Consider the following 24,515-nt stretch of genomic DNA (forward strand, 5'->3'; position numbering starts at 1 on the left):
AACAGCACGATGGACCCCCAGCCGCCTCTGATCGTTCCCGTCCAGGTGGACGCGCTCCTGGTGAACAGGCGCGTGCGGGACAACGAGACCCACCGCCGCTGGTACGCCGACTTCGAACGGCTCGACGAGCGGCAACCGCCCGAGCCCGACCCGTTCCAGGGCGCCGCGGGCAAGCCGGACCTCGGCGTCCACGTGCACTGGCTGCTGCCCGACGCACTGCGGCGCGGCCGCCAGGACGGCCCCGCCGGACGGGTGGAGTTCCCCGCCGTCCCCAACCGCTGGCTCGTCGTCCGCTACAGCCGCCCCGCCGACCAGCCCGACCGGACGCCCACCGCGGCCGGCTGGGTCGTCGACAGCGACTACCTCGACTACGACGAGGGCACGACCGCCTTCCTCGACCCGTTCGCCGACCGCCCCACGCCCACGTACATCGGCCGGACCCACGACCTCGCCGACGGTCCCTGGACCGAACCCCAAGGGCGCCGCAAGTTCCTCACCGCGGTGGGCCCCGGCCTGCCCACCTTCGCCACCTACCAGCCGTACAACGAGAACGTCTTCTCGCTCCACGACCCGCTCACCGACATCACCGGCCCCGCCCTGCTCAGCTACGCGGTCGTCGGCTGGTACTCCGACCCCACGTGGGACGTCCTGCACGCCCCGCCCGGCGGCGACGTCCGGGCACTGCTCGCCTCCCTGCGCTGGGCCACGACCGACACCGCGCTGCGCCCGGCCCGGTCCTTCCACGCCGGAAGCGCCCTCGGCCTGCACTGGGATCCCGACGGCGACCGTCCCCCCTCCGCCAAGCCCGACGTCCGCGACGTCGACGTCGCCGTCGGGCACATCGTCACCGACGCCGAGACCGCCCTGCACCCGGCCGCCCTCGACGACCCCGAGGCGGCCCTGCTGTGGGAGGCGTTCTCCTACGACCTGCTCGACGCCCTCGACGACGGCGGCGAGCAGGCACTCGACCAGGCCACCCGCCGCACGTGGTTCGGCGCCGAACCGGGCGGCTACTCCTGGCGCATCGTCGACCGCCCGGCGCCTCCCGGCCGCTCGTGGCCACAGCGGACCCCCGAACAGATCGCCGCGGAACGGCAGTGGCTGGCCGAGCTCAACCAGGCGCAGGACGAGCACGACGCCGCCTCGCGCGAGCTCGCCCATGCGCAGCGCCGTCTCTACGGTCTGTGGTGGCTGCGCGGCCGCAGGAACCGGCCCGACGGTTGGGACGCCCTGTGCGACGCCCAGCTCGACCCGCGGCAGGGAGGCACGCTGGCCCGGCAGGTCCAGCAGCAGCTCACCGCTGTCTTCGGCGAGGGCGGCCTGCGCTCCCGCATCCCCTGGGGCGACACCGCCGACGAACTCGCCACGGCGGTCCGGGACTACGCCGACCGGCAGGGGCTGGCTCCGGGCCGGGAACTCCAGCGGTGCGCCGACCCCGCCTTCCACAGCACCCCCGACCCGTCGGTCATCGTGCGCGGCGCCAAGCTGGACCGCCCGCTCACGGACGAGAACGCCCTGCCCTGCCGTACGACCGGCGAGACCGTCACGCATATCCGCATCGGCGGCGAGATGGTCACCCCGCCCGTCCCCGTACCCGCCCCCGCGCTCCCGGAGCTGCCCGAGTCCGGCGTACTGCCCGCGCTCCTCGGCGAGTTCTTCCTCCTCGACCGGGCGGCCGCCGCGCCGGGCGAGGAATCCGGCAGGACGGCACTCGACGACGCGCTGGCCCACCCCGACACCCACGTCACCGGAACGGTCGCCCGCTGGACCCGGCCCTGGGGTCAGCCCTGGTCACCGCTACACCTCATCTGGAAGACCAACTGCTACCCCACGCCGTACCGCAGCGGGGACACCGACAACTGGCGGTTCGACGGCACCCGTTACCGCTGGCAGGGCACCAACGCCGTCACCACCCCGGGCGTCCTGACCGGGCGCGCCCTGCTGACGCCCCTCCCCGCGTTCAACACCCGGGCCCGCCTCGCGCAGCACGCCCGTACGCACCGCAGCGGACCGGTGGCCGAGCTGCACGCGCTACGGGACAGGGCCGAGGACTGGGACCAGCTGTCCCAGCGCATCGACGGCGTCAACGACTGGCTGGCCCAGCACGCGCCCTCGGCCAACCTCGCCCCCGCCGACGCCCTCGCCGACCTGGTCGACAACAGCCGCTCCCGCGTCTCGCTGAGCCAGGTGCCCGACCCCGGGCCGGTCTCCGGCGGTGACGGCGCGCAGGAGTTCCGGCCGGTCCGGGCCGGCCAGCTGGCGTTCGAACAACTCCACGTCATCGACCGGTTCGGCCGCTCGCTCGCCGTCATCAGCACGGACAACGTGGACTCCTACGAGGTGCAGCGCGCCGACAGCGTGACCCCGGACTTCCCCGTCCTCCCGGAGAACGAATACCGGTACGTCGAACTGCCCCCGCGGCTGCTGCAGCCCGCCCGGCTGCGCTTCGACTTCGTCTCCGCACGCGACGACCACCACCGCATCGACGTGGACGCCGGACCCGGCGAGGCCGCGGGCGAGAGCCCGGTCTGCGGCTGGCTGATCGCCAACCAGCTGGCCACGTCCCTGCTCGTGCACGCACCGGACGGCAGCGGACTGGGCGAGATCCGGATCGTCCTCGACACCGTGCACCGGCCCGTCTCCACCTGGTACCCGCTGCCCGGCTCGCCCCACCCCGACCCCGACCCGGCGACGGACCCGGGACGGGCCTTCGCCGCGGACCTGCCCCACCTGCACGGCTTCGTGACCGAGCTCCTGCGCGGCGGCGAGGCCGCCTTCACCCAGCTGCTCTCCGTCGTCGACCGGGCCATGTCGGCCACGGCGCACGGCGGGGACGACGACAGCCTCGCCGCCCTCGTGGGCCGTCCGATGGCGCTGCTCCGCTCGCGGCTGTGCTTCGAACTCAACGGCCCGGCGATGACCTCCTCCGCGTGGGACCACGTCGTCACCCCGCCCCCGCCGGAGTTCACCCGCTACCTCTGGAACGTCCGGCTCGGGGCCGGGGACATGCTCGGCGACGGCCTGGCCGGGTTCTACCGCGGTACGGACTACGCGCGGCTGCACGCCGTGCCCGAACCGCCGGCGCCGCGGGGCACGGGAGCGGACCCGCAGTACGCGGTCCCCATCGACGGCCACGAGATCGCGCTGCCGGCACGCCCGGCGGCCGCGCCCTCGCCCGCGGCCCGCGCCCAGGACGAGGAGACGACCGCGTGGGTCACGCTGCTCGCCGATCCCTGGGCGGCCGTGCACGCCGTCACCGACATCCTGCCCGTGAGCCGGCTGCTGCTGCCGCCCACCTGGGTGCGCGAGCCCCTGTCCCGTATGCGGCTCTCCTTCCGGATGGGTCCGCTGCTGGCCGGGACGCGCGCGGTGGCCGAGGAGCAGGGCGGTGCGCCGTCCGCACACGTGGTCATGCCCGGTCCCTCCGGCCAGCGCGGCACTTGGGCATGGGCCGAGCCGGTGGCCGCGAGCCGGGCGGTACCGGCCGAGGGCCCGGGAGCGTGGACCGTCCTCCCCCTCACCACGCCCGACGCGGCACTCGCCCTGTCGGACAGCTCGCCTGCCGCCCGTACCGGGTTCCTGCAGCTCTCCGGCGCACTGGGCGAACACGACGACAGCGGCCGCCGGGCCCGCCGCCCTGTCGCGCAGCCGGACCCGGACCCGACCCACGGGAGCACGTCATGACCAGCGCACTCACCCCCGCCCTCTCCTACAGCGTCCACACCAGCCCGTCCCCGCTACGGGTCAGCACGAAAGAGACACCCGGTCACGCCACCGTCCGCGTGACCCTGACCAACTCCGGCCCCAACCCCGTCCCCTGCGGCACTATCGCCCTGTCGCTGCCGGCCGGCACCGGGCCCGAAGCCCTGACCGCCACACCCGAGACCATCAAGGCGTCCACCGACGACGCCGCCTGGTCGGCCGAGCACCAGGGCGACGGCGTCTTCCACGTACGCCCGTCCGCGCCCGGTACGGAGCTCGAGCCGGGCGCCCGGCTGGTCGTCACCCTCGACGCAGTCACGGTCAACCACACGGTAGGGACGGTCACGCTCGGCGTCGACGAGCACCACGGCACGGCGAACGGGCCGGAGGCGCTGCGCCGCACGCCCGGCACCGGCCTGCGGCTGGCCAAGGCGACGCCGAACGCGATGCTGGAGGACTTCCGTCCGGACAAGGTCAATGTCCCCAACGGCGGGACGGTGACGCTCACCTGGAAGTGCGAAGTGGGCCCGGACTACGAGCTCTTCTACGGCGACCAGCGCCGCACGGTGAACGACTGCGTCGACGCCGACGGCAACGGCTCCTGGACCTCGCCCGCCCTCACCAGCGCCACCGCGTTCATGCTGCTGGGCTCCACCGAGAAGGACGGCGCCCCCGTCACGTACGGCCTGACCACGGCCGTCACCGTCGACGTACCCGACCTGGAGGTCGGTGACCTCGACGTCAACGGCTCCGTCCGTCTCTTCGGACAGGCGCAGGAGGTCGCGGGCGGCACCGAGAGCGATCCCATGGAGTACGTCGCCGACACCGACGGTGTGATCACCGGCTACGTCAAGACCACGCAGGACGGCGCACCCGCCTACCTCAGGGTTTTCGTCACGCCCCCGGGCCTCACCCGGCAGCGGTTCGCCACGCAGTCGTGGGACGCCCGGGGCGGCACGGACAACCAGGAGGCGAGCCTGCTCGTGCCGGTGCCGAAGGGCTCGGCAGTGCGGGTGGTCCAGAAGGGCGACGCGAGCTTCACCGCCGCTCTGACCTGGTTCCCGTTCGGCGCCGGACCGTTGCGCGAGATGCAGCAGTGAGCCCCGAACGACCCCGCACACCCTCACCTCAAGGAGTCACCCGCATGACCGAGACCGCCGCCGCCCTCACGCCCCCGGGCATCGACGCGGCCTTCAGCATCCCCGACTCGGGGCAGACCCGGGCCACCGTCTTCATGGTGCGCGGCGGCTGGGCCGTCCAGCACGAGGCGGCGGCCGTGGCGCCTCCGACCCGGGGAGCCGCCCTGCAGGAGCTGTGGTCCGGCCTCCCCTCCGCGTACCGCAACGGCTTCGACGCCGCCTGCTCGACCGACTCCGGTCGCGTGTACCTGTTCAAGGGCTCGACGTGCGTGCTGTTCGACGCGGCGCAGAACGCGACGGTGCCGCCGAACGCCTCACCGGTGCCGATCGGTGACCGGTTCCCCGGTCTGCGCAAGGACGCGCCGGCGTTCGCCGACGGCATCGACGCGGGCCTGCCCGCCCCCGACGGCACGGTGTACCTCTTCCGCGGCGACCAGTGCGTCAATTACGACATCGAAGGTGACGAGGTCCTGGAACAGAGCTCGATCGCCGACCTCTGGGGCACCTCCGACCACCCCGCCACCGACGTCCGGGACGGTGTCGCGGCGGCCTTCAGCCACCCGAACACGAGCAACGGCTACCTCGTCACCCGGGACGGCAAGCGCTACGTCGAGTGCGACACCGACCGGCACCGCGTCACCTCCGGCACCAAGCTGCTGCGGGACCGCTGGCCGTACCGGACGTTCCTCGGGGTGGTCGACAGCACCGAGGAGCTCCTGCGCGTCTACGACGCCGACACCGGGCAGAAGATCCGGCAGATGACGATCGGCCGCTCGTACCACGTCGTGTTCTCCCCCGACGGTTTCCTCGCCCTGGCCTCCACCTACCAGTCGAACCAGCTCGTCCTGGCCGACATCACCGCCGGCACGCTGAAGACGGTGCCCTCCGTACCGGACACCTACGGCGTGGCGGTGCTGCCCGACGGATCGGCCGCCTACGCCGGCAGCCTCGACGGCCCGGAAGTCCAGGCCGTGGACCTCACCACCGGCACGACGACCACCGTGGACGTCGGCAGCGAGACGGGCACCGTCCTCGCCGCGCCGGACGGCGCGTACGTGTACGTCACCTGCCCGTCCACCCACGACGTCGCGGTCATCGATCCGCGGACGCAGCAGGTGGTCCGCCGGCTCGACGGTCTCAGTAAGCCCACGGACGCCGCCATCACCCCCGACGGCACCGTCCTCGGCCTCGTCAACCGCTCCTCGGGCAGCAGCTTCGTCGTCATCGTCACCACGTCCGGTGCGGGTTCGCCCCGCCAGGTCGAGGTCGGCCGGGACCTCATGGGCGTCGCGGCATCGCCCGACTCCCGGCGCCTCTACTCCGCCGACCTGGGCCCGGACGTCCGAATCATCGACATCCCGTCGGCGAGCGTCGTGGGCTCGGTGCGGGTGGAGGGCGAGCGGCCCAATTCGGTCGCCGTCTCCCCGGACGGCGCGTACCTGTTCGTCGTCGGCTACCTCGGCTCCTCGGTGAAGAAGATGTCCATCGCGAGCGGTGAGCAGGTCGCCGAGTTCCCCTTCGACGCCCAGCTGATCGAGTACGCGTTCCTCGGCATCGGTCAGGCGTGGGGCTGACGCCATGGGAGCACCACGCACGGGGGTACGCCGCCCCGAGGACAGCACCTGTGTGCTCAGCTACACCGTGGAGACCGACCCGGCGCCGATCCAGGTCTCCCATGGACCGACGCCGGCGAGGGCCGCGCTGCGGATCACCGTCACCAACCACCGGCACGAGTCGGTCCAACTGGAGGAGATCCGCTTCTCGTTCCCGGTGGGGGACGGGCCGGACGACCTTACGGCCGTCCCGGACAGCGGGGAGCCGGAGCTCGACGACACCAGGCACTGGCGCTTCGAGTACGACGCCGACAGCCGGACCTTCGTCCTCACGCCGCGGCGCAGCCAGCACCCGCTCGACTTCGGGGACCAGCTGGACCTGGCCATCGCCAACGTCCAGGTCAACTCGGCGGTCGGCACCAGCACGCTGACCATCACCGAGACGCTCCAGGACGGCGGGGAGCCCGGCACGGAGGAGTGGCCGCTGGCGAAGGTCCCGGCGGGGTTCACCGTCGGCGACTTCCGCCCCGACTACATCCTCGTGCAGAGCGGGACCGCGGCCAGGCTGTCCTGGCGGGGCGAGAGCATGCCCGGGGCGACGTACACGATGCTCCACGACGGCGATCCCGTCGACGTCACCGCCGTCCGCTCCTGGCCCACACCCCCGCTGCACCGCGACACCGCCTTCGCGCTCGTGGTGCGGGTGGAGGCGGGCGAGAGCGTCGCCGAATACGCGATGTCGACCACGGTCACGGTCGCCCGGCCGGACCTCGCCGTCGGCGAGCTCACCGTCCACGGCCGGGCCACGCTCACCCATCTGCCCACGGAGTTCGACCTGGGAGAGGCGGGTGAACGCTCCTTCACGGCCGAGACCGACGGCTTCCTCACGGGCCACCTGGTCACCGAGCAGGACGTGGCGGGCGACGGCGCCCCGACGCTGTCCGTCACGGTCTCGGCCGGTGGTACGGACCGCCGCACCAGCGTCCAGGCCCGGCAGGCCCCGGCGGACCCCGGCGACCCGACGTTCCCGGGCTCCCGGCTGACGGCCGTGGTCCCCCGCGGCGCCCGGGTGACGATCGGCCGCTCGGGCACCGCCCCGAGCCGGCACCGGCTCTCCTGGCTGCCCTTCGGCACCGGGGAACTCAAGGCGGCGGAGTAGCCGCGGCCCTGCTCAGGAGCGGCTCGGGACGGACTCAGGAGCGGCTCCTGAGCGGGTCCGGGCCGAGCGCCGGCGGCGGGTCAGGACGAGCGCGTCGGCGTCTGCCGCCGGGGCTGCGGTGCCCTGCCCGCGACGGCCAGGTACGCGGTGATGCTGTCGCCGCCGGTCTTGGCGAGCCGGCCGCCCTGGGGAGCCGGCCGCCCGGGAGCCGGGGCGTCGGCCGGGTCGTGGGCCGGGGGCCTGCACCTGCTGTGCCGGCTGTGCCGCTGCCGTCCTGGAGCGCCGGGTTGGTGACCTTGGCGAACGGCTTGGCCTCCAGGTCGGGCCACTTCAGTGGCTTCCGCGGACCTGCGGTTCTGACGGCGCGGCGGCCGATTGTCAGTGGTGCGGTGCATCATCGTCGACATGAACGAGAGCCCCCTGCACCACCTCGCCCGTACGCTTCTGCCCGCCGATCTCGCCGAGCGCTGGATCTCCCTCCTGAGGCCGGCCGCCCGGCTTGTGGCGACCCCGGAGCCGGGGCCGGAGGATGTGGTGGTCGGTCGGCTGGGCGGGCTGCCCGCGCTGCCCGAGGACGTGGAGTGGCCGGTGTGGGAGGGGCATGGGCCTCTGTCGTTCATCGCGTCCGTGGACTGCGCCGCGCTGCCCACCGGCACGCTGGACATAGCGCTGCCCGCCGACGGGACGCTGTCGCTCTTCTACTTCGACGGGCAGATCGACGACGGCGATGCGCTGGTCTGGCCCGACGACCCCGAGACCTGGGCGGGCGCCCGGGTGGTCCACGTCCCGGCGGGGGTCGCGGTGACCGAGCGCGCCCTGCCGGTGGTGGACGACGAGGACGTCGAGTTCGAGGCATACCCCGAGGTGCCGCTGACGGCCCGCGTGGAGTGGACCGCGCCCGACTGCTGGCACCCGGACTTCCGGGCGGCCCTGCGTCGCGACGGCGTCGTCGGAGACCACAACGGTCACCCCGAGGAGGCCAAGGCGTTCGTCGAGGCTCTGTGGGACCTGGAGCGGGATGCCGACCACCTCGTCGGCGGCCACGCCAACCCCGTCCAGAACCCCGTGGAGTACGAGATCGCCCATGGGTTCCTCAACAAGCAGCATGGCGGGGACGTCGGCTGGGACGATCCTCGCCTCGCAGACGAGGCCCGGCGCTGGACGCTCCTCGCCCAGATCGACACCGACGACAACGCCGACATGATGTGGGGCGACTGCGGCGCCCTCTACTGGCTCATACGCCCCGAGGACCTGGCCGTCGGCCGCTTCGATCAAGCAATGTTCACCATGCAGTGCTGCTGATCCGGCGGATTCCCGCTGTATCGGACGTCCGAGGAATGGCTCGCACGTCTTCGCGCCCAGTGTGAGCAGGCAACCGCTCTCGTAAGGTCGGCGCTGGGCTCCTGCCAGGCAGCCGCGCGGCACCTTGCCGGGCCGGGCGAGTGGGGTCCGAAGCTCAGTTGCTCGTCGGCGCCGGGGCCTTCGCCCACCCGCGCGTCACCAAGGCCTGGGTGGACGTCGGCTACCGCACCACCGCCATAGACCACGGCGCCCGCCTGGGCATCGACGTCCACCCTGTCCAACGCCCGCCGGGTGTCAAAGGCTTCACGATTGAGCCGCCGCCTCACCGGGAAATCCACCCCAAACTGGCGCGACACCTGAGTCAGGAACCAAACACGAATCACGGACCAAACGCTCAGTCAAACAAGGGACTGTGAAGGAGATCGTCTGCCACCACAGGTGTTGCATCCCCGCCGTACCGCGGCCCGCGTGCCTCGCTGGGCGTCCGGAGCAGGGATCGACGTCACCATCGCCGCCAGCCGGGGTGTCCCGCGCCTGCGTCGCCGCGCGTGCGGCTTCCTGTAGCGGGCCGGAGGCGAGCAGTGGGACGACCGTGCCGATGTCCCCGTACTCCCGCCCCGCATCCCTCAGTGGCAGGGCCAGCAGCGCACCCGGGCACAGCCCGCCCCGTTGGCCTGCTCTCATGCCTTGCGCAGCAGCAGTTCGGTGTTCCTGTCCGTCGGTGTGCCCGCGATGGTGGGATCGATACCCGGGGCGTTGGCGGCCAGTTCGCGGTAGAGGGAGGCCAGGCCGGTCTGGGACAGGTCGTGGAAGTAGGTGCCGGGCGGGGCGGCCGACTCGATCAGGGTGGTGATCAGGGACAGCGTGCCGTCGTGGTTGTCGGCTACCTCGACGATTCGGGCGAGGTGCGGGTAGTCGATGTGGGAGGCGGTGCTGATCTCCCAGAAGGTGCCGCGTGGGCGGATCCGGTTGCAGTGGCTGTGCCCGTTGATCCACGCGAGCACGTTGCGGTGCCGACCGAGGGTGCTGATCAGCTCGGCACCGCTGTGGCGTGCTTCGCCGGGACGGGCCGGGTCGGGGGTGCTGTTGGTCATGCTCCAGCTGGGGTGGTGGCTGAAGACCAGCGCGTAGCGGTCACGGTGGCCCGTCAGGGTCTCCTCCAACCATCGCAGTTGGGCCGTACCTACGGAGCCGGCGCAGCCACCACCCGGATCGGTCGAGTCCAGGCTGATGCCGAGGATGCCGCCCGGGATGGAGAAGGAGTAGTAGAGGGTGCCCAGGGAGAGATTGGCCTGCGTGTAACCGTGGCCGGCCGGGCCGGGGCCGGTGAACCTCGGGTCGAGGTGGGCCGCCAGGTATTCATGCAGGGTGAAGGGGGCCCGGCGGTCGTCGGGGGTGATGGTGCGTATCCGCCGCTCGTGGCGCAGTAGCGCGGCGATGCGCGTGCCGCCGGGGTCGGTGCCGTCGCCCTCGCCGGCCATGATCTTCCTGGCCACGTCGGGCGGGATGATCTCCAGTTTGCGGTTGCCCACGGCCACGTCGGCGATGAAGTTGTGCGCCGCGGGGTAGCAGCCGCCGGACAGGCCGTCGTGGTTGCCGATGGTGGAGTACCAGGGGATGGTCAGTCCGGGGCTGTGGACCGTTCGTACGGCGGCGCTCAGGAACCCGTCGATCTTGGGGAACCCGGCGCGGGTGTCGATGTCGCCCAGTGTCCCTTCCGGATGCCAGTAGAGGGCGAGGCCGCTGTTCTGGACCCCCTCGTACCGGGTGGGGTCACCGGTATTGGGGGCGGCGGTGCCGCCGTTCATGGCGGTGAGGAACCACTCCAGTTCGGCCTTCGCGTTGTTGTCGGTGTTGTCGCCGGTGGTCATCGTGAAGGACAGCGGGGCTCCGGTGGCGGGCCCGCGGCGCAGCGCGTTGACCCGCTCGACGAGCGCTACGGCCCCGGGCAGGGTGAGGGCCTCGTGCGGCCGCCAGGCGCCCCGCCATCCGGCCCGGAAGAACTCGTAGCGCAGCGGGTGCTGGACATCGGTGATGTGCAGGTCGGTGAACTGGACGAAAGCGACCAGGGCGGTTCGCTGGTCGAAGCGGCCGGGCAGGGCGGGAGCAAGCTCTTCGCGCACCACGCGCGGCCACCCGGGCCCGTAGCCGAGCCGTCGGTAGGGGGCGCCGCCCCTCGGGACGGCCATCGTGCTGAGGGTGGTGCCCGTGGTGAAGGCCTCAGTGGGGTACGGCTCTTCGGGCGAGTCGGAGAACGTGCTTGCGAGCTCACGTCCGGCGATGCCCAGGGCCACTGCGGTCCCCGCGAGGAACACACGCCGGCTGACAGCAGCGGACTGGGGGTGAGGGGTTCCAGGCATCTCCAGGGCCCTTTCAAGCCCGCCTCACGGCATACGCAGTCGATGAGAGCAGGTCAAGGACGCAGAGTCGTCCCGGCAATCCAACAGATAGATGATCCGGTGCCATGGGCACGTACGACTCCCCGGTCAGTGCGCCCCCGGATCACCCATTCGGCGGGAAGCGTCGGCTGGACGTGCCGGCGGTCAAGGGTGTGACCGAGTTGCTTTGTTCACGAGCCGACAGCACCTGTACACACAGCCCCTGCCGAGAGTCCGGCAGGGGCCCGTGGCGCAGAGAGCCGAGGAGGGCCCGGACCTGTCCCTGAATAAGCAGCATCCTGGCCGAGACGGCTTACCGTCTGCTGGTGGCCTGACGGCCCGGCGTCACTTCAGGTGTCGGGTGAAGAACTGGGCCGCGGCGTCCCCCGCGAACTGCGGGACGCCGGTGTGCCCGCCCATGTTGGCGTGCAGTGTCTTCTCCTTGGAGCCGAAGGCGTCGAAGAGGTCCAGGGCCGCCTGCCGGTCGTTGCCTTCGTCGTCCCACTGCAGCAGGACATGCAGCGGAATGGTGACGTGGCGGGCCTCCTCGAGCATGGCGCGCGGGACGAAACTCCCGGCGAACAGAACGGCGGCCGAGATGCGCGGCTCGACCACCGCCAGCCGGGTCCCGATGGAGATCACTCCCCCCGAGTACCCGACCGGGCCGCCGATCCCGGGCAGCGACAGGAGGGCGTCAAGGGCGGCCTGCCATTCCGGGACCGCCCTGTCGACGAGCGGCAGGATGAGGGCGTCGATGATCTCGTCGCTGACCGGCTCGCCGGCCTCCATCGCCCGGCGCAGGTCGGCCAGGGCCCGCTCGGCGGCGGGACAACGGGGCCGGTCGCCGCTCCCGGGGAGCTCGATGGTGGCCGTGGCGAAGCCGTCCGCCGCGGAGCGCCGGGCCCGCGCCACCAGGCGGGGGTACGTCTTGCGCAGTCCCAGAGGAGGGGGGCCGAGCAGGATCAGCGGCACCGCTACGGATACGGATGCGGGCGTCCACAGGATGCCGGGGATCTCGCCGAGGGTGAACTCGCGCTCGAGGACAGCGTCGTCGAGACACTGTTCAGAAGTGAATTGCATGGTCGTGCCTTTCGGGAGTGCCATTGGACGGCGCTCCCGGACGACCTATCGCCCGACCGTGACCCCGGAGGGGAGCACCCATGTCGTCACGTTCACGGGTACCACCTCCTCGTTCTCCTGCACGGCCTCCGGAAACGTAGCAGTGGCCGCCGTGGTTCCGTCAACGGGTTTTTGCGGAGGTTCCGTGGCCGGACACCACGGCGTCGGAGTCACGCCTGCCACTGGTCGGGAAGCGCACGTCCGCCACCGGTTCGAGCACCGAAGAACCGGCAATCAACCGCTGACGGACGATCAGGGCGCCCCTGCACGGGCACGAACAGCAACCCCCACCCCCACCCCCGGCCGCCGGCCCGGGGCTTCGAAAACCTTGAGAAGGCCCTTCGCGGCATTTCATGGCCGAAAACACTCTCCTCAAGACCTTCACACAGGCCATTGAATGCCGTGGCCAACGCTGATCCCTCATCAGCGCATCAGTGCACTCTTACGCTTGGGAGACACCCCATGAGACGACTCCGCACCGCGGGTCTGGCCCTTCTCGGCGCGACGCTCGTCGCCTCCGTCACGGCGAGCCCGGCCCAGGCGTCGCCTGGCGAGACCCGCACGGTGTGCGCCGACTCGATGACCCCGGACGGCTGGGTCGACGTGAACTGGGGCACCAGCGCCTCGTGCCGCGTGATGAGCGGCTCGAACATCAAGATGATCAAGCAACTGGACGGCCTCCCCGTCGGCACCCAGGTCAACGCCTGCGCCTCCGCGCAGCCGCCGGCCGGCTGGACCAAGGTCCAGACCTACTACAGCGGCGGCTGCGTGGTCTTCACCAACTCCTCCTTCACTCCGAACGCTTGGCTGCTGCGGAAGACCTCCTGACCGGAGGCCGACGAGGGTGTGGCTCTCAGCCAAGCAGCCGTCACGACGAGCTCACCCGGTCCGGTGGCGGGCGTGCGACCTGGTCGTACGGGACGGAGCGGATAGCGGGCGCGCAGCAGCACATCGTCCGGCGGCGCATCGGCGGGCACGAGATCTTCACCGGCCCGTGACGCGCCCACGAACGGCGACGGCCGACCCCCGGGGTTGGGGGCCGGCCGTCGCCCGTCAGCCTGGGATCGGGCGAAGTCCTCGCCGCGGACCGTCCCTGAGCGTCTCCGGTTCGACTTATCCACAGGCCGGAACGTGATCGGCGGTTCCCTCGCACCCTGCTGCCCTGTCGATCACATGGGGGTGTGCAGAATGCGGTACTCGCCTCCATCCCGGACACGACCGCGGCGCTGCGGCGGGTTCGCGCCTACCCGCCGTTGGCCTCGATGTACTGCTTGGCCTTGCGGAGAGTTGCTTTGAGTACGTGCTTGGCTTCGTCGACGATGGGGCCGAGCGGTGTGCTGCCGGCCAGCGAGGCGATGTCCCCTCCAACGCGGGGAACGTATTCGTTGCGGTGCACCACCCGTGTGCGGTCACCGTCCACTTCGTGGAACTCGGTCACGGCCTTGCAGGTGAACAGTTCACCACCGGTCTTCCACTCTGCCCGCTCATTGGGCTTGGTGGAGACCAGCTCCATTTCCTCGGTCCACGACAGGCCGCCTCGCTCCCACGACCACCGGCTGCGCGTGTCCGACAGTCGCTCGACCCGGACGACACCATCCACAACCTTCGGGATGTTGTCCGTGTCCATATAAATGGCGTACACCTTGTCCACCGACTTGGCGATTTCGATACTGTCTTCGATTTTCAGTGGGTTAGGCATGGCTTCCTCCTGGCGTGGGCTCGCATTACTCCATGTTCATTATCAAAGGCTTTTCGGTGCAAAGCCCGGCAGGCCCCGGCCGGGATAACTCTCAGGGGGGAGCCTGACTGGAGCATCCGCGCTCGGCCGGATCAGACGAGGGAACCGCAAAGCCAGGTGCCACGGCTCGGGGTTTCGCTGCGGATACAGTTCGATACCGTCGTGCAACGAGAAATGACCAGAGGTGGCCGATGCCGATGCGGTATGTAGGCGAATTCGCAGAATCTCTCGCGACGGAGAACTGGGCCCGCGACATGGACGTCTACCCGTATTATCGCGCCGTCACTGAGCGGCCGGCGCCCGGCGAGGTGGTGGTTGACGGTATGCGAGCCGTCAACGCGGCGTCCACCGATTATTTGGGCCTTGCGAGCGATGCGCGGGTGACCGAATCGGCGATGAGGGCCGCAGCCGCGTTCGGGGCCTCCTGTTCGGGCTCACCTCTGATCAGTGGGACTTTGGGGATGCACCGTGAGCTCGAGGAGGAACTGGCTTCCTTCCTGCGTCGGCCGGCGGTCACGCTGACGACGACCGGATACCAGGCCAATCTCGCGTTGGCTTGCTTGTTCGGGGACGGGCATGTGGTGGTCGCGGACCGGCACAATCACGCGTCGCTGGTCGATGCGGTGCGGCTGGGGCGGGGGATGAACCGGACCTTCCGCCATAACGATGCCGCCCACCTCGACAAGGTGTTGTGTGAGGCCGCCCTGCACGGAGGAGAGCCGCCTTGGGTGGTCACCGAGGGAATGTTCTCCGTCAGTGGCGATCTGCTCGAGATGCCTGCGGTGGCCGAGACGGTGCGTCGCCATCATGCGGTGCTCATTGTGGACGGCGCCCACGACATCGGTGTGGTCGGCGCGAGCGGCCGCGGTGTCGGTGAACACACGGTCCAGGAGAAGGCGGCGGATGTACTGACCGGCACGTTCTCCAAGGCCTTCGGCTCGGTCGGAGGGTTCGTAGCGGGTTCGACGGAGGTGATCCACCGGATCCGGCATTACGGCCGTTCCGCGGTCTTCTCGGCGTCGATGTCTCCTCCAGCGGTGGCGGCGGCACGGACGGCGCTGAAGATCGTCCGGGACGAACCGGAGCACCGCGCCGTGCTGGCCGAGGTCGCGGGTCGGTTGCACGAGGGGCTGGCCGGTGTGGGCTGGCCCCGTTCCGCGTGGGCCGGGCCCGTCGTCACTCTTCCGATCGAGGGTGGCACGAAGGCGGCCATGCTGGCATGGCGAGCGCTGCTGGACAGGGGAGTATTTGCCGCCGTGTTCGTTCCCCCGGCGGCAACCCGGCCGCTGATGAGGCTCTCCGTGACGGCCGCCCACACGCCGGAGCAGGTCGACCGCATCGTGCAGGCGGCCTCCGACGTTCTCACGGTCGACGCGCCGCTCCCCGGGCCGCGGGCCTGCGTCGCACCGGCCGCACACCCTGGCGCGGATCCCCCCGCGCCTTGCGTGCGCAGCTGACGGGTCACCAGCAGCGGCGTTCTCGTCCGACTGCCCCGGGAGGGTGGTCGAATCCGTCACCAGCGGCCGGCAGGACAGGAACCGGATCCCGAATGACCGCCGCAGAGCCCGAGCCCTTCACCCCTCTACCGAAAGGCCATGTAAATGCCCGCCGTGTCGCAGTCCGCTGCCTCTCCGGGCGTCGCAGCCCGGATGACCGAGATCCTGGCGGATCTCGCCGAGATCGACGAGCAGGATATCGACGGCTCAACGTCCTTGGCGGCCCTGGATATGGACTCGCTGATGCAGGCCGAGTTCGAGACCATTCTCGCCCAGGACTACGGCAGGGAGATTGCCAGTGACCTGGCCGCTGCGGTCCAAAGAGCACCGGACATGACGGTCGGGGAACTCATCGCGTGGTTCGACGCGCGTCTGGGCGAGAGCGCGGAGGGGGGCGCCTCGTGACCGGCGGCGTAGCGGTCACGGGGATCGGGTTGCTCACACCTGCGGGGTTGGACGCCGAATCCTCCTGGCAGCGGTTGTGTGCCGGTCGGGCCTTCGCGGAAGCCGACCCCCTTCTCGCCGGATTGCCGGTGGACTTCTCGTGTCCGCTGACGGGTTTCGACGCCCGCGCGTTGTTCGGGCGCAAGCTCGTGGCCCGGACCGACCGCTTCGTCCATATGGCCCTTGCCGCGGCCACGCGGGCCGTCGAAGACGCCGGCTTGAGCACCGAGGACATCGATCCGTGCCGGATCGGTATCGTCCTGGGCGTCGCTTCCAACAGCGCGGCCAGTTACGACGCCGCCTACGGGTACCAGCTCGCCGGGGACCACGACCTGGTGTCGCCGCTCACGATGGCACGCAGCCTGCCGAACATGGCCGCCGGCGAGGTCGCTGCCCGCCTGGGCCTGTTCGGCCCCAATCTGACCATCACGACGGCCTGTGCGGCCGGTGCCAACGCGCTGGGTGTCGCCCGGGATCTCATCCGGTCCGGAACCTGCGACGTGGTCCTTGCCGGCGGCTCCGAGTCCGCGCGCACCCGTTCCGCCGCGCTGTGGTTCGCCCGGCTGGGCGCGTTGTCCACCCGACGCCACGATCCACAGGGCGCGTCGCGTCCCTTCGACCGCGACCGTGACGGGTTCGTCCTCGCCGAGGGCGCGGCTGTTCTCGTTCTGGAGCGTCCGGAGCACGCCCGCGCCCGCCGGGCCGGCGTCCAGGCCGTGATCAGCGGATACGGAGCCGCGGGCGACGCCCACCACCCCACCGCGCCGCATCCGGACGGCCGCGGCATCGAGCACGCGGTCACCGCGGCCCTGGCCGACGCCGGCATCACCCCGGCGGACATCGACCACGTCAGCGCGCACAGCACCTCCACCCCGGCCGGCGACCTCGTCGAGGCCCGCGTCCTGCGTCGGGTCTTTCAAGGGCATCCGCCCCCGGTCACCGCGGTCAAAGGAGCCCTCGGCCACACGCTCGGCGCCGCGGGGGCAGTTCAAGCCGCGGTCGCCGTACTGTCCCTGCGCCACCAGGCGATTCCCCCGACGGCGAATCTGGATACCCAGGACCCGGACATCGACCTCGACATCGTCACGAAGGTGCCTCGCCAGCAGCGGCAGCGCGCCGTCCTCAGCAATTCCAGCGGCTTCGGCGGAGCCAACGCGGCGCTGGTCGTGTGCGCCCCGTGAGCAGGGCCGCGAGAGGGCATCGTGTTCTCCCTGGTGGGTGACTTTGCGAGCGAACCGGTGTTTCGTCCGGTACTCAGCGTTGACCGGGAGGCTAGCGTGCCCGGGTGAGCTTCTCCGACGCGCGCGGCACCACGACGTCAGGCACTTCAGGCGAACCCGCTCTCACACGGCAGGAGTGGCTTCGAGCGTCCCCGCCGCTGTTCCGGTCACGCTTCATGGACCGGTTCACCCGGGCGCACCCCGCACTGCCTGTGGCGCTGTACGTCCCCGTAGGCGTGGTCCTCGCGGTAGAGGCACTACGCGGCCAGGGGTGGGCCTCCGTGGCCGGTCTCGCAGCCGTCGGATATGCGCTGTGGACCCTCACCGAGTACTGGCTGGCTCGCGTGGCCTTCCACAAGGTGCTTCCGGGTGATCGGGGCGCACAGTTGCACTGGAGGATCCATGGAGTCCACCATGCGCACCCCGACGATCCCAGGCGCGCGGTCGCACCGCCCCTGATGAGTCTGCCCTTCGGGGCGGTGGTCGTGCTGCTCGTCTTCGCGGCCGTCGGCGTGCCGCGGGGGTCCGCGGTGATGACCGGGTTCCTCGCCGGCTATCTGGCGTACGACCTGCTGCACTACCACGTGCACCACCACCGGCCCAGGACCTGGATCGGACGTGAGCTGCGCCGCCGGCATATGGTGCACCACTTTTGCGACGACACGAAGGCTTATGCCGTGAGCTGTCCCTGGTGGGACCACGTCTTCCGGACGGCGCCGCCTCCGCGAGGCGCGCGGACTTCACACGGACTGACGGACGACGCCACACCCGCGTGATCGTGGACCCGGTGTGGTGCTTCGTGCAGGGCGCCGAAGGCCGGTGGCCCGGATTGCGGTCGGCATGATCGGGAGCAGAACATGACGGTGGAATCCGAGGCCGTGGACGCCTCGGCGTTGATGCAGGTGCTTCACCAGGACTTCAAGGTGCCCCTGACGCTCCTCCACGATGCGGCGACGTTCGGTGAACTCGGTCTCGACTCAATGGCGTTGATGGAGCTGCTGCTACGGCTGGAGGACATGGTCGGTGACGGACTCGCCGACCGCTTGGGCGAGTTGTCGCCGGTGAGCACGCTCGGCGATGCGGCGGCCGTGCTGCTCGGCCCCGGCGTCCCACGGCGCGATGAGTGAGCGCGCGGTTGCGGTGACGGGGCTGGGACTGGTCACGCCGGCGGGCGGTGACCCGGACACCCTCTGGAAGACCTTGGCCGCCGGCAGGTCCGTCGCCGCGCCGGACCCGGACCTCGCCGGCCTACCGGTCCAGTTCTCCTGCCGGGTCACGGGGTTGGATCCGGCAGCCGAGCTCGGAGCCCGCCTGGCCCGGCGACTGGACCGCTTCGCGCACATGGGCCTGATCGCCGCGCGCCGAGCGGTCGCGGACGCGCAGTTGCAGGTGGCAGCGTCACCCGAGCGGGTCGGCGTCATCCTGGGGGTGGGATCGAACAGCCTGGAGACCTACGTCACCGAATTCACCCGCCTCGGACAGGGGCAGCCGACAAAGGTCTCGCCGCTGGCGTTGCCGCGCAGCGTGCCGAACATGGTGGCCGGAGAGGTGGCGCTCGATGTGGGCGCTCAGGGCCCGAACTTCACCGTGTCCAGCGCCTGCGCCTCCGGCGCGTCCGCGCTGGGCGTCGCGCGGGAGCTGCTGCTGTCCGGCGCGTGCGACGTGGTGCTGGCGGGCGGCTGCGAGTCGGCCCGCTCCCGCATGACCGCGACGTGCTTCGCGCAGATGCGTGCGCTGTCCCCGCAGACGGACAGACCCGAGCTGGCGTGCCGCCCGTTCGATGTCGCGCGGGACGGTTTCGTGCTCGGCGAGGGCGCCGCGGTACTCGTCCTCGAGCGCCTGGACCACGCACGACGCAGACACGCCGGCATCCGGGCGGCGTTGCGTGGTTTCGGCGCGTCGGCGGACGCGTGCCATCCCACCGCCCCGCACCCGGAGGGAGCCGGAGCCGAACAAGCCATCCGGCAGGCACTGACCGATGCCAGGTGTGCGGCCGGTGACGTCGGCCATGTCAACGCACACGGCACTGCCACCCAGGCAGGCGACGCGGCCGAAGCCGCAGCACTGCTGCGCACGTTCGGTGACCGCTCACCTGTGGTGACGGCGCCCAAGAGCATCATCGGGCACGCGCTGGGGGCCGCCGGCGCGATCGAGGCCGCCGTCACCGTGCTGTCCCTGCAGCGCCAGGAAGTGCCGCCCACCGCGAACCTTGTGCGACAGTCCCCCGGCCGCGAGCTGGACCTCGCCACCCGCCGCCCTCGCCCCCTGCGCTTCGACCTGGCGGTGTCCACATCATGCGGATTCGGCGGGCAGAACGCCGCGCTGGTATTCGCCACTTCATGAGCCCGCCACCTAGAGTGAGCAAATGCGCACATTTCTGGACACAATTTCTGCTTCGGGGCGGGATCCTCTCATCGCCGTCGTGGACGGCCCGCGGCGCGGCGGGAAGCCTGTCGTGTCCGAGGTGCGTACACGTGCCGACCGGACGGCGTTCGTCCGCGCGCCCTACCGGCTCTACCGTGACAACCGACTCTGGGTGGCACCACTGGAGACGGAACTGCGGCGCCTGGTATCCCCGCGGCGTCATCCGTACATGCGCCGCACGGAGTCCGCGTTGTTCCTCGCCCGCCGCAGCGGTGTCGCCGTCGGCCGGGTGGCCGCGATCGTCAACCCGGACCGGACGCGGCCGGGACAGTTCGACGGATTCTTCGGCTTCTTCGAATGCGCGGACGACCCGGAATGCGCCCAGACGCTCCTCAGTTCGGTATACACCTGGCTGAGGGAGCGCGGGTGTGCCGGCGTGGTCGGTCCGATGAGCCCGAACATCCACCACGAATGCGGCCTCCTCGTCGACGGCTTCGACGACCCACCGCTGGTCGGCATGCCGTACAACTGGCCTTATTACGAGTCCTTGTTGACCGGCTGCGGGCTGCTGCCGGTCATGGACCTGCTGTCATGGCGTGTCGACCCTCGGGGACGGAGAGCCAAGGCCGTCCAGCGCATGGGCGCCTGGTCGGCGGAGCACCTGGGGGTCACGGTGCGCGGCGTGGACTGGGGCCGGTTCGACGACGAGGTCGCCGTGGTCCGGGATCTGTACGCCCGAGCGTGGGACGGGAACTGGGGTTTCGCTCCGATGACCGCTGCCGAGGCGGAAGGCATGGCGCGACAGCTGAAGTCGGTGGCGCCGGACAGCGTCCGCATCGCCGGCCACGGGGAAAGGCCCGTGGGATTCACCATCGCCCTGCCCGACCTCAATCAAGCGATCGCCCCCGCGCACGGCCGGCTGACACGATGGGGCCTGCCGGTGGGCGCCTGGCGCCTGTGGCAGGCGCGCCGGCGCATCACCCGAGGAAGGTTCATGGCCACCGGCACGCTCCCCGACAGTGCTCCAGGCCTCGGCGTGGTGCTGTTCGCCGAGGCATTGCGGGAAGCCGACCGCCAAGGCTGGAGCGAGGTCGACGTCTCCTGGATGCTCGAGAGCAACGTGGCGGCCAACGCCCCGCTGGCCATCGGCGGGGCGGAGCTCTACAAGCGGCACCGCCTGTACGCACGGTGTCTCGACCATGCACGCGCATGCCGATGCGTCCTGGGTGGGTGACCTTGTGGCGCCGCGTCCGCGGCCGCCGCGCCGAGCGGAAGGCCACCAGGCCCACCAGGCCCACCAGGAACGCTTCCCCGGCCGACGACCCGCACCGGCGGAACGGGGCGCAAGACCGTGAGCGGTCTCCCGTTCCCCCCGCTTCTCCACCTGCGCCCCGCCGAGAAGGTCACCTTGGCCTACCTGGCCGCCTCCACCGTCTTGGTCGTTGTCGGCCGCAGACGGGTACCAGGCGCCCGGCGAGTCCTCGCCGGCTACACCGTCACCGCCGCGGCCGTCGCCGTCTGCGCCTACGCACAGCCACGCTCATCCTCCAGGGCCCTGTTCCGGACACGAGCGGTGCTGCCATTGGCCTGTACGGGGTGGCTCTTCCCCGCCAGCGGGCGCCAGGCGCTCGCGCTGTACGGCCGCCTGCTGGACAACGAGATGCTCGTCTGGGAGCGACGCGCATTCGGCTGTCATCCCAACCTGGCATGCGACAAAATCGCCTGGCGCGCTCTCAACGAGGCGTTGACCGTCGCTTACAGCTCCTACTACCTGTACTTCGCCGTCCCCCCGTTCCATCTCGCCCGTACCGGACGTGACCGCGACCTCGAGCGCTACGTCCTGGCGATCTGCCTCGCCCAGTACTGCTGCTTCCTCGGATTCGCCGTCCTCCCGCTCGCCGGACCCATCGCGGCCCTGCGCGCCTCCTTCGATCCTCCCCGTTTGACGGGTTACCTGGCTGTTCCCGCACAGACCTGGCTGATGGACCGTGCCGACCCTCCCGGCACCTGTTTTCCCTCCTCCCACGTCGCCGGCGCATGGGCGGCCACCCTCACTGCTCTCCCCGTCCTGCCGCGGCCGGCCGCCCGGACCATGGCGGCCGTGACCACGGCCCTGACGGTCTCCGTCGTCCACTGCCGTTACCACTATGTCGTCGACGCGGTGGCGGGCCTGGCCATCGCCGCACTCGCTCACCGGGCCGCCCCGCGCCTCCTGCGCGGCGGTTCCGCAGCCTGAGAAGACACGCTGTGAGCCGGCCCTACCCGCCGAGGTCATCCCGGGCACCAGGCCGGCTGCCCGCCGTTCCGAACACGTAATCCCAGTACGGGCACGTCACCCCGAACCTCGTTCCCTCGTCACGGTAGTGGTGCAGCAGGTGATGGCGACGCAGGGCGCGGCCGAGGCGGGTGGAGGGCCTGCCGCGGTGAAGGTGGTGGTGGACCAACTCCTGGGACATCGACCCTGCGACGAAGGCCGCCCCCGCGCAAAGGCCCGGTCCGGTCCCGCCCAGCGCCCACATGGCGCACACCACGGCGATCAGCAACGGCAGCGCTGTCAACGGAGGCGTCGCCGGACGGCGGGGGTCATCGGGGTGATCGTGATGAATCCCGTGCACCAACCACTGGGTGCGCCCGCCGAAGCGTGCGAGCGCCGAACCGTGATAGGCGATCCGGTGGATCCAGTACTCCGCCAGCGTCCACGCCACATACCCCGCCACAGCCCAGCCGGCCGCCGCCCACCCGGCGGAACGGACGCCGAACACGGCAAGCACCGAAGCCAACGGTCCCAGAACCAGCACCGGGCTGAGCCAGTGCGTCCGGGTGAACCAGTCCAGAAACGGCGACTCGAACACGGTCGGCGACGCGCGACGCCACTCGGCACTGCCGCCCGTCCCGGACACACCCGCGACCTGGGCCACCCCTCGGGCCCGACCCTCGAGGAGCCCGTGCGCAACCGCGTCATCCGCCTCCACGACCCCGCTCCTACCCGACCGCTGCATCTCCGGCCTCCCAGGCCTTGTGGAATCCTTCGGCGAAAGCCACCTTCGGCGCGAATCCCAGTTCCCGCCGAGCACGCTGGACGGTCAGCAGCCCCGAACACACCGCTTCGCGCGCCTTGTCCCGGTTCAGCAAGGGCAACCGGCCGAACGGCCGCCCCACGAGCTGGGCGAGAGTCCCCGCGGCACGCACCAGCGGCCCCGGCACCGCCACCACCCGCGGAAGCCTGTGCCCGAGGACCGTCGCCGCAGTACCCAGCAGGTCCTCGAACGCGTAGGACAGACCGTCGGACAGGTGATACACACCGCTGTGCGCAACACCCGCCCGCACCGGATTTCCGTACAACGCCGCGAGAACCAAGGCGTCGGCGAGATCATCGACGTAGAGCAACGAATACCGCCGCGGGCCCCAGCCCGGCTTCGCCGCCACCCCCGCCCGCACCATCGCGGCCAGGACCGGCACGAATGCCGGATCTCCCGGCCCGTACACGATCGGCGGACGCACGATGACAGCGTGGATCCGGTCCGCCCGCTCGCGCACCGCCGCTTCGGAGTCGAGTTTGCTGCGCCCGTACCACGACACCGGAGGAGCCGGATCGTCTTCCCCTCGCGGTGGCCCAAGGGACGACGTCAGTCCCCCCGCCGCCATCGACGAGCACAGCACCAGGCGCGGCGGCGCCGGAAGGCCGGCCACCACCCGCGTGAGGGTGCGTGTCACCGCCGTATTCCCGCACTCGAATTCGGCCCTGGACCGCGCGCGCACCACGCCGGCCAGATGCACCACCACACTCACACCCGACAACGCCTGCGCCAGCCCGGTCCCGGACCGCAGATCCGCCCGCGCGAAGTCCACCGGGCACCCGTCCAACACCGAAGTGTCGGACTGCGTCCGTACGACCGCAACCACTTCGCCACCGCGCCCGACGATGCGGCGGCACACATGGCGCCCCACGAACCCGGTCGCCCCCGTCACCGCGATCCGCATCCCTGCCAGGTCCCGGACCGTCGAACCGGCGGACACGAACGGCTCCGGAGCTGCTGCAGAACTCACCCAAGCACGGTAACGAACACCCTGGATCCCTCCCGCGAACCCACCACCCGAGCCTCCACAAGAGCCACCCGTACGGAGGCCGGCCGAGTGAGCGCCCGGCCGGCAGGCGGACACGCTGACGATCGAGGCGTCGCGTGAGACGTCACTGCGGTGGGGCGGATTCGGCGGGTTGAAGGGCTCGCAGGAGGTAGTCCCCGTCGATGGGCTCGGGGTCGGCCAGGTCACCGACTGCCTGGAGCAGATTGGTCCGGTCGTAGGTGCGGCGCTGGGCGATGTAGCCGAGAAGCCTGGCCTGCTCGCCGATGAGCGCTTCGGCTGGGGTGGGGTCGGTGAGTGCGGGCACGGGGACCAGGGCCACACCGGGATGGCACCGTTCCAGGGCACGGGCCGCCGTCGCCGTCGTGGTGTTCTGCGGATGAGTGACGTGAAGGGTTCGCAGGGAGGGTGTGCCGCGCAGGGCCTGGGCGGCGCGGACCATGGCCTTGGCGGCGTAGTCGGCTTGGAGCAGGTTCAGGGCGCCTCCGAGGTCGACGGCCGCCCGTAGGCGCAGCGTGTCTCCCCGGCCCTGCCTGCGGGCGAGCAGCAGTGCCCGCCCCTTGTCGCGCACGCTCATCGCCCGCACGCCGGCCTCGACAACGTGGGACAGGGTGTCCAGTGGCTGTCCGGGCAGACCGGTGGGAACGGGTGGCGCAACATGCGCGAGCCCGTCGCCTTCGCCCAGGCCGTGGACGAAGCCTTCGACGAGGGCGCAGACGTCTTCCTGGAAACCGGCCCTCACCCCGTCCTGCGGACCTATTTGCGGCGCATCGCAGAGACACACCCACAGGTCCCGGTCGCTGTCCTGCAGACCCTGT

At 71.1% G+C, this 24,515-nt stretch carries 20 protein-coding genes; 14 read left to right on the forward strand and 6 right to left on the reverse strand.

Annotated elements, in window-relative coordinates:
- Positions 1 to 9 precede the first annotated feature (9 nt).
- From ACIG36_RS14405 to ACIG36_RS14425, 5 genes are all read left to right on the forward strand, one after another.
- Entirely contained in the window at positions 10 to 3,684 is a 3,675-nt protein-coding gene (locus ACIG36_RS14405; protein WP_399926643.1) for a hypothetical protein, read from the forward strand.
- Positions 3,681 to 4,802: a hypothetical protein gene (locus ACIG36_RS14410; RefSeq protein ID WP_399926645.1), complete on the forward strand. Its 1,122-nt coding sequence runs from the start codon at positions 3,681 to 3,683 to the stop codon at positions 4,800 to 4,802. The genes ACIG36_RS14405 and ACIG36_RS14410 overlap by 4 nt, the downstream gene beginning before the upstream one ends.
- A 44-nt stretch (positions 4,803 to 4,846) precedes the next feature.
- A complete protein-coding gene (locus tag ACIG36_RS14415; protein WP_399926647.1) occupies positions 4,847 to 6,415 on the forward strand; it encodes a cell surface protein in 1,569 nt (522 codons plus the stop codon).
- A gap of 4 nt (positions 6,416 to 6,419) precedes the next feature.
- On the forward strand, positions 6,420 to 7,553 hold the full coding sequence (locus tag ACIG36_RS14420) for a hypothetical protein (RefSeq protein WP_399926648.1): 1,134 nt from the start codon (positions 6,420 to 6,422) through the stop codon (positions 7,551 to 7,553).
- Between the two features lie 405 nt (positions 7,554 to 7,958).
- Positions 7,959 to 8,855 (forward strand): YwqG family protein, encoded by an 897-nt coding sequence (locus tag ACIG36_RS14425; RefSeq protein ID WP_399926650.1) that lies wholly within the window; start codon positions 7,959 to 7,961, stop codon positions 8,853 to 8,855.
- 680 nt (positions 8,856 to 9,535) lie between these two features.
- Here the strand turns inward: ACIG36_RS14425 and ACIG36_RS14430 are convergent.
- Complete coding sequence (locus ACIG36_RS14430; RefSeq protein ID WP_399926652.1) at positions 9,536 to 11,215, reverse strand: TIGR03767 family metallophosphoesterase; 1,680 nt, start codon at positions 11,213 to 11,215, stop codon at positions 9,536 to 9,538.
- Between the two features lie 363 nt (positions 11,216 to 11,578).
- Positions 11,579 to 12,313 carry an alpha/beta hydrolase gene (locus tag ACIG36_RS14435; protein WP_399926654.1) on the reverse strand — a complete coding sequence of 245 codons (735 nt, stop codon included), beginning with the start codon at positions 12,311 to 12,313 and terminating at the stop codon, positions 11,579 to 11,581.
- A 501-nt stretch (positions 12,314 to 12,814) separates the two neighbouring features.
- Between ACIG36_RS14435 and ACIG36_RS14440 the strand changes: the two genes are divergently transcribed.
- Positions 12,815 to 13,180 (forward strand): hypothetical protein, encoded by a 366-nt coding sequence (locus ACIG36_RS14440; protein ID WP_399926656.1) that lies wholly within the window; start codon positions 12,815 to 12,817, stop codon positions 13,178 to 13,180.
- Positions 13,181 to 13,595: 415 nt separating this feature from the next.
- On the opposite strand, the gene ACIG36_RS14445 is transcribed toward ACIG36_RS14440, so the two are convergent.
- Positions 13,596 to 14,051 (reverse strand): SRPBCC family protein, encoded by a 456-nt coding sequence (locus ACIG36_RS14445; RefSeq protein WP_399926658.1) that lies wholly within the window; start codon positions 14,049 to 14,051, stop codon positions 13,596 to 13,598.
- 293 nt (positions 14,052 to 14,344) lie between these two features.
- On the opposite strand from ACIG36_RS14445, the gene ACIG36_RS14450 reads away from it, so the two are divergent.
- The 8 genes from ACIG36_RS14450 to ACIG36_RS14485 all read left to right on the forward strand — a co-directional run bounded on the left by ACIG36_RS14450 (position 14,345) and on the right by ACIG36_RS14485 (position 21,850).
- Positions 14,345 to 15,547, forward strand: a complete 1,203-nt coding sequence (locus ACIG36_RS14450; RefSeq protein ID WP_399926660.1) for an aminotransferase class I/II-fold pyridoxal phosphate-dependent enzyme — start codon at positions 14,345 to 14,347, stop codon at positions 15,545 to 15,547.
- Between the two features lie 192 nt (positions 15,548 to 15,739).
- On the forward strand, positions 15,740 to 15,991 hold the full coding sequence (locus ACIG36_RS14455) for an acyl carrier protein (RefSeq protein ID WP_399926662.1): 252 nt from the start codon (positions 15,740 to 15,742) through the stop codon (positions 15,989 to 15,991).
- Positions 15,988 to 17,211, forward strand: a complete 1,224-nt coding sequence (locus ACIG36_RS14460) for a beta-ketoacyl-[acyl-carrier-protein] synthase family protein (protein ID WP_399926664.1) — start codon at positions 15,988 to 15,990, stop codon at positions 17,209 to 17,211. Before ACIG36_RS14455 ends, ACIG36_RS14460 begins: the two co-directional genes overlap by 4 nt.
- Positions 17,212 to 17,426: 215 nt before the next feature.
- On the forward strand, positions 17,427 to 18,026 hold the full coding sequence (locus ACIG36_RS14465) for a sterol desaturase family protein (RefSeq protein WP_399926666.1): 600 nt from the start codon (positions 17,427 to 17,429) through the stop codon (positions 18,024 to 18,026).
- 81 nt (positions 18,027 to 18,107) lie between these two features.
- Positions 18,108 to 18,377, forward strand: coding sequence for a phosphopantetheine-binding protein (locus ACIG36_RS14470; protein ID WP_399926668.1), 270 nt, complete (start codon positions 18,108 to 18,110; stop codon positions 18,375 to 18,377).
- Positions 18,370 to 19,593 carry a beta-ketoacyl-[acyl-carrier-protein] synthase family protein gene (locus ACIG36_RS14475; RefSeq protein WP_399926670.1) on the forward strand — a complete coding sequence of 408 codons (1,224 nt, stop codon included), beginning with the start codon at positions 18,370 to 18,372 and terminating at the stop codon, positions 19,591 to 19,593. Before ACIG36_RS14470 ends, ACIG36_RS14475 begins: the two co-directional genes overlap by 8 nt.
- Positions 19,594 to 19,714: 121 nt before the next feature.
- Positions 19,715 to 20,848 carry a hypothetical protein gene (locus ACIG36_RS14480; protein WP_399926672.1) on the forward strand — a complete coding sequence of 378 codons (1,134 nt, stop codon included), beginning with the start codon at positions 19,715 to 19,717 and terminating at the stop codon, positions 20,846 to 20,848.
- Positions 20,849 to 20,965: 117 nt separating this feature from the next.
- Positions 20,966 to 21,850 (forward strand): phosphatase PAP2 family protein, encoded by an 885-nt coding sequence (locus tag ACIG36_RS14485; protein ID WP_399926674.1) that lies wholly within the window; start codon positions 20,966 to 20,968, stop codon positions 21,848 to 21,850.
- Between the two features lie 22 nt (positions 21,851 to 21,872).
- Here the strand turns inward: ACIG36_RS14485 and ACIG36_RS14490 are convergent, their stop codons facing one another.
- The 3 genes from ACIG36_RS14490 to ACIG36_RS14500 all read right to left on the reverse strand — a co-directional run bounded on the left by ACIG36_RS14490 (position 21,873) and on the right by ACIG36_RS14500 (position 24,439).
- A complete protein-coding gene (locus ACIG36_RS14490; protein ID WP_399926676.1) occupies positions 21,873 to 22,586 on the reverse strand; it encodes a sterol desaturase family protein in 714 nt (237 codons plus the stop codon).
- A 10-nt stretch (positions 22,587 to 22,596) separates the two neighbouring features.
- Entirely contained in the window at positions 22,597 to 23,661 is a 1,065-nt protein-coding gene (locus tag ACIG36_RS14495; RefSeq protein WP_399926678.1) for an NAD-dependent epimerase/dehydratase family protein, read from the reverse strand.
- A 142-nt stretch (positions 23,662 to 23,803) separates the two neighbouring features.
- Positions 23,804 to 24,439 carry a hypothetical protein gene (locus tag ACIG36_RS14500; protein WP_399926680.1) on the reverse strand — a complete coding sequence of 212 codons (636 nt, stop codon included), beginning with the start codon at positions 24,437 to 24,439 and terminating at the stop codon, positions 23,804 to 23,806.
- Between the last annotated feature and the right edge of the window lie 76 nt (positions 24,440 to 24,515).

It is taken from the genome of Streptomyces sp. NPDC053048 (assembly GCF_044547045.1).
Taxonomy (GTDB): Bacteria; Actinomycetota; Actinomycetes; order Streptomycetales; family Streptomycetaceae; genus Streptomyces.